The sequence below is a fragment of the Marilutibacter maris genome (assembly GCF_006546735.2).
Classification (GTDB): Bacteria; Pseudomonadota; Gammaproteobacteria; order Xanthomonadales; family Xanthomonadaceae; genus Marilutibacter; species Marilutibacter maris.
Map to the genome: position 1 here is coordinate 1 of NZ_VICD02000224.1, position 1800 is coordinate 1800.

Annotated in this window: 1 protein-coding gene; it reads left to right on the forward strand. The window is 70.1% G+C overall.

Annotated features, from left to right (window positions below; genetic code table 11):
- Positions 1-1800, forward strand: a 1800-nt coding sequence (gene putA / locus FKV24_RS13100; RefSeq protein WP_249041015.1) for a bifunctional proline dehydrogenase/L-glutamate gamma-semialdehyde dehydrogenase PutA, incomplete at both ends; no start/stop codon positions are given.

A 1800-nucleotide genomic window follows, 5' to 3' on the forward strand; every position in this document is an offset into this window, starting at 1 on the left:
CGACCGATCCTGTCCCCCGAACTGCCGCCGGCTCCCGACGCGCCCCGCGCGGCGATCACCGCCGGCTGGCGGCGCGAGGAAGCCGCCCACGTGCGCGCCCTGCTCGACGCCGCCCGCCTGCCCGAACCCGAGCGCGCCGCCGCCCAGGCACAGGCCGCCGATCTGGTGTCCCGGGTCCGTTCGCGCGCCGAGGACCAGGGTGCGATCGAAGCCTTCATGCGCCAGTACGATCTGGGCAGCGAGGAAGGCGTGCTGTTGATGTGCGTGGCCGAGGCGCTGCTGCGCATCCCCGACCAGGACACCGCCGACAAGCTGATCCGCGACAAGCTCGGCGAGGCCGACTGGAAGCGCCACATGGGCCAGTCCGAGTCGGTGCTGGTCAACGCCTCGACCTGGGGCCTGATGCTGACCGGCCGCCTGGTCGACATGAACGACGAGACCAAGCGCGACGTGCACGGCGCGTTCAAGCGCCTGGTCGGCCGCGTCGGCGAGCCGGTGATCCGTCTGGCGGTGCGCCAGGCGATGCGGATCATGGGCCACCAGTTCGTGATGGGGCGGACCATCGGCGAGGCGCTGGCGCGCTCGAGGAAGGGCGGCAACGCCCGCTACCGCTATTCGTTCGACATGCTCGGCGAGGGCGCGCTGACCACCCGGGACGCGTTGCGCTACCTGAAGGCCTACCACGACGCGATCCATGCGATCGGCAAGACCCACGCCGGCGGCGACGCGACCGGCGACAAGGTGTTCGCCGCGCCCAGCATCTCGGTCAAGTTGTCGGCGCTGCATCCGCGCTACGAACACGCCAAGCGCGCGCGGGTGATGGAGGAGCTGGTGCCGCGGGTGCTGGAGCTGGCCCGGCTCGCCAAGTCCTACGCGATCGGTTTCACCATCGACGCCGAGGAGGCCGATCGCCTAGAACTCTCGCTCGATGTCATCGCCGCCGCCTACGCCGACCCGTCCCTGGACGGCTGGGAAGGCTACGGCCTGGCGATCCAGGCCTACCAGAAGCGCGCGCCGGAGGTGATCGACTTCATCGCCGAGCTGGCCCGCCGCCACGGCCGCCGCATCCCGGTGCGCCTGGTCAAGGGCGCGTACTGGGACAGCGAGGTCAAGCGCGCCCAGGTCGACGGCTACGAGGGCTTCCCGGTGTTCACCCGCAAGCCGAACACCGACGTCAGCTACCTGGCCAACGCGCGGCGCATGCTGGAGGCCGGCGATGCGATCTACCCGATGTTCGCCACCCACAACGCGCAGACCATCGCCGCGGTGTGGCAGCGCGCGAAGCTGCTCGGCCGCGAGCGCCAGTTCGAGTTCCAGAAGCTGCACGGCATGGGCGACGACCTCTACGCCGAAGTGATCCCGGCCGACCGCCTCGACGCGCCGTGTCGGGTCTACGCCCCGGTCGGCAGCCACGAGGACCTGTTGCCGTACCTGGTCCGCCGCCTGCTGGAGAACGGCGCCAATTCCAGCTTCGTCAACCGCATCACCGACGAGGACATCGTCATCGACGAGCTGATTTCCGACCCGGTCGAGACGGTATCGGCATTCGAATCCATCCCCCACCCGCGTATCCCGCTGCCGGTCGACCTGTACCGCAGCTTCGCGGCATCGAACCAGCAGGCTTCGGAACAACATTTGGAGAGGAGCAATTCCATGGGCGTCAACCTGGCCAACGACGATCAGCTGCGCGCGCTCGCCGAGCAGATCAACGCCGAGGCGGCCCGGCCCTGGCGCGCCACCCCGCTGGTGCCCGGCGCGAATCCGGCCGGCGCCGACAGCGCGGTGACCAGCCCGACCGAC